This window comes from Salipiger sp. D13 (assembly GCF_003703915.1).
GTDB lineage: Bacteria > Pseudomonadota > Alphaproteobacteria > Rhodobacterales > Rhodobacteraceae > Salipiger > Salipiger profundus.
In genome coordinates this window covers 1-6,395 of sequence record NZ_RAPJ01000083.1, presented here as the reverse complement: position 1 = coordinate 6,395, position 6,395 = coordinate 1, and the positions used below count along the sequence as shown (strand labels likewise).

Below are 6,395 nucleotides of genomic sequence, written 5' to 3'. Positions count from 1 at the left end.
AACCCGCGCGAGATTTTGGGGGAAGCTACATCCGGGCTACGCCCGGCTTCCGCTTCCCCCAAAATCACCACCTGCGATGTCGCGCTGTTTCACCAGCGGTGTCGCTGCACATGGCGTCCCGGTTCCTGAAAACGGCATCCTTGTTGATGTCGATCTTTCGGCTTTGATCGAACGAATCGTGCTCGGTTCGACCACCACAGAAGCCGAGCGGGCCACCGTCGCTCAGCATGTGGCATCCGCCGGACTCAGCGATCGCCTTGAGTTGTCCACTCTTCTCGGACAGCCCCGATATGTATAGTGCACACCAATTAGGTGCCAGAGCAAGGCGAGCCCCAGCAGAATGATACACTACTCGGACAGTGCCCTCACAATTTCGGAAACGTTAGAGACTAACGCGATCGTTTGGATCCACTCGCTGCCAGATCAGGAGATGGGACCCAGCCGACGCATCCTCGAGGACCTTGAGAGCCTTTCCACCGGCGGCGGTTTCCCCGTCTTCGAGTATGCTGTCCGCAATCGTGTCGAACTGAGCGATCTCTTCAGGCAGTTAACCGTGCAGGCCGAGCAAGGATTGAGGCCAGTACTCCACGTCGATGCTCACGGCTCAGTTGCCGAAGGCCTCATGCTTGCTCCGAGCGGCGAACGTGTCGGTTGGGGCGAGATCATCGAAGACCTGCGGTCCCTAAATGTTGCGACGGCCAACAATCTCACCTGCATCTTTGCGCTGTGCTTCGGCCTGCATCTCTACAAACAGGTGAGCCTGAAACGCCCCGTGCCGGCTTATCTCTTTTGCGCCCCACCTGATAAAATCAGCGTCGGCTTCCTAGAGGCGCAAACACTGGCCTTCTATCGGGAGATGAGCCGAACCTCGAATGTGACGGCCGCATTCGAGGCGACACTCGGAGGCGTCATGCAGTCATTTCATTGTCAGGGCCTGTTCCTCCAATCACTGTTGCGATACATCCGAACCTACTGCATCGGTCGTATGCGGAAGGATCGCCTGGAGCGCATGGTCACTGCCGTTCTGCAACGTAACGGCATAGTAAACCCCTCCAGTGCACAACTAAAACAGGCCCGGCACCAGGTACGCGAATCTCTCAAACCAGGCCAGAAAGTGATCGATTTGTTCGCGCCATCCTTCCTGATCGACCGTGCGCCGGCATTCACCTATGCGGATCTCGACCGGATTTTGAAGCGCTCGGCAAACTCCGGGTCATCTCACCCGGGCGCAACATCAAAATGAACGCAGAGCCATCTCAGGCACGCCCGGTCATCAATGTCCGTTTTTCTCCCAAAATGTCATTCGAAGCAACTCCTGTGGCTCTCCACAGCAGTCAGACGTTCGATCACGTCATGTGCGCGGAATTGGGCGGCATCATGCATCCCAATGCGTGGCGAGCAAGAGCAGTATGCAGTAAGATCGGCTGGTTCGTCTCGGTCGAGATCGCCCGCTAAATCTTGTTGATTTCGACTGCACACCCAACACTCGTAAGGAGCGCCTGCATCCGACCGGCAGTGTTCTTTGGGATTGCCATTACCAGAAGTCGCTCGGCGCGTGACGCCGCCACGTAAATCTTCCGTGCATCCTCATCGGCGCCGTTTGTTGTGTCGCCCTCAAGATAATCCAGTATTCTTCCGGCTTTTTGGCTCGTCATCACGACACACACCGCCGGGAATTCCAGCCCCTTTGCAGAGTGAATTGTGCGTGGCGGTGGCGCATCCACTGGTGCAGCCGCCAGAGCAGTCGCGAGGTTGGCATGCGATCGAAGACGCTGATTGACATTTAGGCCCCTAACCATGTCGGCTTCGACAGATAGGCGAGCCTTGGCGAGCCATTGGCTGGGAGTTTCTCCCGGCTCGTATCTGAGTTCGTTCGCCACGGCGATGACATCTGGCCGCCAGCGCCCGTCTATCATACCGCTTTCGGCGAGATGGGCGTGGTAGTCGCCCATCGTCCCGATGTGGCCCTGTATGAACAGGATTATCCTGTGCAGGGACGCCAGTGCTTCCCGGCGACCGCCGGAGGTAAAGGAAAAATGATAGCTCATCACAGCCTGCGCTAGGAGCAGCGATTTTTCGTTCGTTTTGCCCAAGGTGGGCTGTCCGATCGCTTTCGAGGCGCTTGATAGCGTTGATGCCAATAGCGGTGCGTGCCCAATCGTAATGTCCAGCGAACGGACTAGGTCAGCAAACTTTGCCCCAATCGCGGTCGAGACACCGTTCCCACTATAGGACAGCAGATGGATCGGCGTTGCATCGTCCTTGTGCTTACCGATGGCCTCGTCTTTATCGACCCGTGCGCTCGGCGGACGCAACGCGACGATGGCCGAGCAAATCGCTGCCGTTGACCTAAAATTCCCGTTCATCACGAGCCGTTCTGAAGGATCGAACGTAGCTGCGAAGTCGAGCAACTCGTTGGTGATGCCGCCCCGGAACTTAAAAATCGACTGTTGAGGATCGCAGATCACTTTTACAGACAGCCCTGATCGGCGCAGCCAATGGACCACGGAAAGGTCGGATGGATTGCAGTCCTGCGCTTCATCGACAACGATTTCGCGAAAACGGGCGGCGAGCGCCTTGCCAACACGCTCGGCAAAGTTCGTGTCCCCAAGCCGTTCGGCTACGCACGACCGTACATCGTCAAAATCGACCAGCCCATTGGCCCGTGCGCTTTGGATGATCCTGCGGGCGCATGTTTCCCAAGCTGCGGGATTCCGCTCTGTCGTGTCGAACCCGTGTTCTCCAGCGCGAGCAGCATCGATCGCACCTGTCTTCCTGTCGAAGCACTCGAGGGTCAGCGCATGCGCTTTCGCAAAAGGTGGCTTCACCTCCCAATTATTCTTGTCGACCACCAATTGCGGCAACACCGTGCAGCCAGGGATGCCGAACGGGGCAATGAAGAACTGCCACAGGAACCGGTCAAATGTACCGATGAAGCTCGGAAACAGCGGTGAAGTCAGCAGCCCGAACAAGCCCAGGCGGCTCTGAAGCTCATCCACCGCGGCGTTGGTGAAGGACAGAAAAGCGACGCCACGCTTGTCGTCAGTTCGGTCGGCGAGATGCCGGGCACGTTCAACCAGCGTGCGCGTCTTGCCAGCGCCCGGGCACGCCGTCACAAAGGCCGAACCATCGTGAATGATGACCGTCTTCTGTTGGCCGGTTGGACAATAAGGTGCGGTCACGGCGCCACCACGGCTTGGATCGCAGCTGCCATGTAGTCTGGGACCACAAAGGTGTCTTCGCCATCTTCTACCAACCGTGCAAGCACTTGGGCGAAGTCGCCCTTGCGGGTCGTCTTGAATAGATCATGGACAGCTTGCGCACGCTCATCGCCGGACAGCGCTGCAACGGCGTCCCACTTTTTCTGCGATCTTGGGTGAAGAGTCAGATAGGCCTTGCGAAGGATATTGCCGTTCCCGGCCTCAAGCAGTTCGGCCTCCAGCGAGTAGGTGCTGGTAAGGACTGCAAGATGCGCCGTTGCATCCAAGTCCTCGGCGAGCTTTTCTAGGGCCGCCTTCCGCTTCTCGCCCGGAAGCGCCGACACCGGCGCCGGAGCGACTTTTCCCTTGTAAGCAGGTGTCAATGGTTCCGCCCCCTTGATCCCATCCGCCACGTCATCCTTGGATAGAGCGGTGTCTTCCACATTTAATTGCACCGCATCTGGATCAGGAATGCCCCCCTCCGGATTCTCGGCATCATCTTCATCGCCGTCTCCGCCGGTCGCCTTGTCGCCGTCTGTCATGATGACGACGCGGTCCGCGATCCGCGTGCCGTTGACAGCGGACAGCAGCAACGTCGCGTAGGGGCCGAAATCCACGCCGTCGATCGGGATGAAGACGGCTGAACGAAAGAGACGGAGTTTGTCCTTGTCGGATTTCAAGGTGTGGTGCTCCGCGATCGCGGGCAATAACAGCGCCTCGGCAATCCCTTCCACCAGAAGGACCCGGCCGCCGAATAATAGCGCGGCTTTGGTGACATCCAGATACCTGTCCACCTTGCGGCGATCGATGGGATCAAGCTCCATCCGAGCAAGCGCGATGCAGCGAGTGGAGCGGCGGGAAGCGGCGGCTGCGACTGCCGTCGCAAGGCCATCAGTAGGCTCGACACTTTCTTCGGGGCCACTTCGCGCGAGGGAATCTTCGGTCACAATGGAAACGGAGGCTGGAGATTGGGAGGCACTGGCGTCTTCAGTCTTGGTCTCGGGTGATGCGATGATGGATTTGAAGACCACCAGCCGGTCGCTGCTGACCCACGCAGACAGATTGGGGGAATGGGTCGCCACGATTACTTGTAGCTCGCCGGCTGGTCCATGTGAGTTCGTCGTTGGCTGCTTGCGCGAGGCGTCAGCTCGGTCACGCAAGAAAGCAAGCACGGCGGCCTGCAATTGCGGGTGCAGATGGGCTTCGGGCTCTTCCACCAAAAACAGCGTGAGGTCAGCCGATTGCACTTTCTCAAGCTCAACCGCAATGATCGCCATGAACAGGAGGTTCGCGTAACCGTGGCCGGAGTAGCGCAAATCTTCCGGCACCACGCCATGATCGGCGAGCTTAAAGCGCAGATCCCGTGCGATGTCGATAAGAGACTCGTCGGATGCGAATCCGAGCGAAGCGGTCTGCCGTCGAACCCCTGAGGTAAGTTCAGACAGGCCCCTTTCCACAGCACCGTCCACACTCGTCAGGACGTCATGCGAATGGCTGCGTGCGAGGTGCTTTGCCAGTTCGTCAGGCGTGGTCTCGCCGAGAAAGTGATTCAATAGCGCCATGATGCGCGTCGGATTGCCGGACGCCAGCGTCCGTTTTGCATCCCGGAGCGGCGGCAAATAGACATGACGCACCATGTCTTGGCAGCCGGGCTCCGGCGCGTTGCCTTCCCTGCCAGCCCAAACCGTCGGTCGGACACCCGTCTGGCTGCCATCAAATCGTAATCCGAATAGAGCTTTGGTCAGCGTCGTATCCGTGGCAGCGCTGATCAGGCGCCCTTGCTGGCCGGTTGTCAGGTCCGAGAAATGCGCTTCGAGTTCGAAGTGTGGGGCAGCGCTCTGAAACCTTACATCTGTTGGCTCGCAATAAATCTCGCGGCGGCTGCCGAGCGGTATCGTTAGGAGGCGGATCGCATCAATCGCGTTGCTCTTGCCACCGTTGTTCTCGCCCACCAACACAGTAAGGTCTGGCTGAAAATCGATCTCACAAATGTCGAAGGAACGGAAGTTTTTCAGTTTTACTGAAGATAAATACATTCACTGCCCCAAGATGCTATTTTAATGCCGTTGTCACAGAGGCTACGACTAAACGGGCTCATTCTGCCATACCTTGATGGCAGCCGCAGAACGTTCCATCGCTTAAGCGGCCTTGTTGCCCGGGCCACTTGAGCTGTTACGCTACCCATGTCCGCGACCAGAATCGATAGCCGGCCGCGCGCTGGCGCACTGACAGGGGGAACAAGCATGGACCAGAACTACGCCGGACAGATTGCAGCCTTGCTCAACACGCGCAATCAGCTCGTCAAAAACTACGATGCGAAGGACATCCTCGGTGCTCGCGCACGATTCCTTTTCGAAGTGCGAGATGATCAAGTCGTCGGTTGCGTCGAAGTAAAAAAAGTCCAGTGGTACCAAGCGGAAGTCAGTCACCTCACGGTCCACCGGGATTATTGTCGGAGGGGAATCGCGCAAGCGCTTCTCACTTTAGCTACTGCGCGCGCGAAAAAAGACAGAGCCCGCATCTTGCAGTGTACTATCAGGGAAAACAATGAAGAGAGTACGGGCTTGTTTGTGAAGAACGGGTTCGTGCGCACAGCCTTGTTCTTGTATCCCGACACCGGAAACAATGTCGGGGTCTATCAGAAGGTGATTTCGCCTCCCGAAGCTTCCGAATTGAATGTAGTACCCGGCTGATAACACTTTTCATTGCGCTTTCGCGCATGTCGCCAGTTTGCCGGCAACTGTCGAACGAAGTGGTGAAGAGGGATAGCGAATTACATTAGGTCCTCAAGTGAGATCCTGCACCAGACCACCTGTAATCGGTTCCATTCCAGTCATCCGATCAACGCGCAGCGAAGGTCAGCTCTCCGCCCTCCCTGTAGGTGACCCAAGGTTCCGCGGCGCGATATTGGCGGAGTGTCCTCTTCTGTGATCTGGCAGAGCTCACTTCGCACGCGCAGAGAAGGTCCGGAATCCGCCCTTTGCGTCAAATCCTTGGGGCAGATAGGGCCTTACTAGCGAAGACAGCAGATGTGGGGCGGACGTAGCGTTCAATTGAAGGATCCTTTTCGGACAATAGCTGCGACCACATCGGGAAGCGCTTGTACCGACAACTTTGAGGATGCTGCATCCAGAACTAAAAGCGCGCTAGACAGATATGGAGTAAGCGCTGTCACCGCGGCACGCCTGTTCAGCT

Annotated in this window: 5 protein-coding genes; 3 read left to right on the top strand and 2 right to left on the bottom strand. The window is 57.6% G+C overall.

Translation table 11 applies throughout. The features are described from left to right. Positions 1 to 298, top strand: a 298-nt coding sequence (locus D6860_RS25560; protein ID WP_206512221.1) for a hypothetical protein, incomplete at its 5' end; no start/stop codon positions are given. 132 nt (positions 299 to 430) lie between these two features. Beyond that, positions 431 to 1,243, top strand: coding sequence for a hypothetical protein (locus tag D6860_RS24935; protein ID WP_128549324.1), 813 nt, complete (start codon positions 431 to 433; stop codon positions 1,241 to 1,243). 208 nt (positions 1,244 to 1,451) lie between these two features. Here the strand turns inward: D6860_RS24935 and D6860_RS24930 are convergent, their stop codons facing one another. Together D6860_RS24930 and D6860_RS24925 are read right to left on the bottom strand one after the other, a co-directional pair. Beyond that, positions 1,452 to 3,182 carry a UvrD-helicase domain-containing protein gene (locus D6860_RS24930; protein WP_076623785.1) on the bottom strand — a complete coding sequence of 577 codons (1,731 nt, stop codon included), beginning with the start codon at positions 3,180 to 3,182 and terminating at the stop codon, positions 1,452 to 1,454. Next, positions 3,179 to 5,236 carry an ATP-dependent nuclease gene (locus D6860_RS24925; RefSeq protein WP_076623784.1) on the bottom strand — a complete coding sequence of 686 codons (2,058 nt, stop codon included), beginning with the start codon at positions 5,234 to 5,236 and terminating at the stop codon, positions 3,179 to 3,181. The genes D6860_RS24930 and D6860_RS24925 overlap by 4 nt, the downstream gene beginning before the upstream one ends. A gap of 207 nt (positions 5,237 to 5,443) precedes the next feature. Here D6860_RS24925 and D6860_RS24920 point away from each other — a divergent pair, with 207 nt between their 5' ends. Then, a complete protein-coding gene (locus tag D6860_RS24920) occupies positions 5,444 to 5,893 on the top strand; it encodes a GNAT family N-acetyltransferase (RefSeq protein WP_076623783.1) in 450 nt (149 codons plus the stop codon). Positions 5,894 to 6,395 lie beyond the last annotated feature (502 nt).

Coding starts and splice junctions, on each gene's coding strand:
- D6860_RS24935 (WP_128549324.1), top strand. CDS start 431: ATGGGACCCAGCCGACGCATCCTCGAGGACCTTGAGAGCCTTTCCACC.
- D6860_RS24920 (WP_076623783.1), top strand. CDS start 5,444: ATGGACCAGAACTACGCCGGACAGATTGCAGCCTTGCTCAACACGCGC.
- D6860_RS24925 (WP_076623784.1), bottom strand. CDS start 5,236: ATGTATTTATCTTCAGTAAAACTGAAAAACTTCCGTTCCTTCGACATT.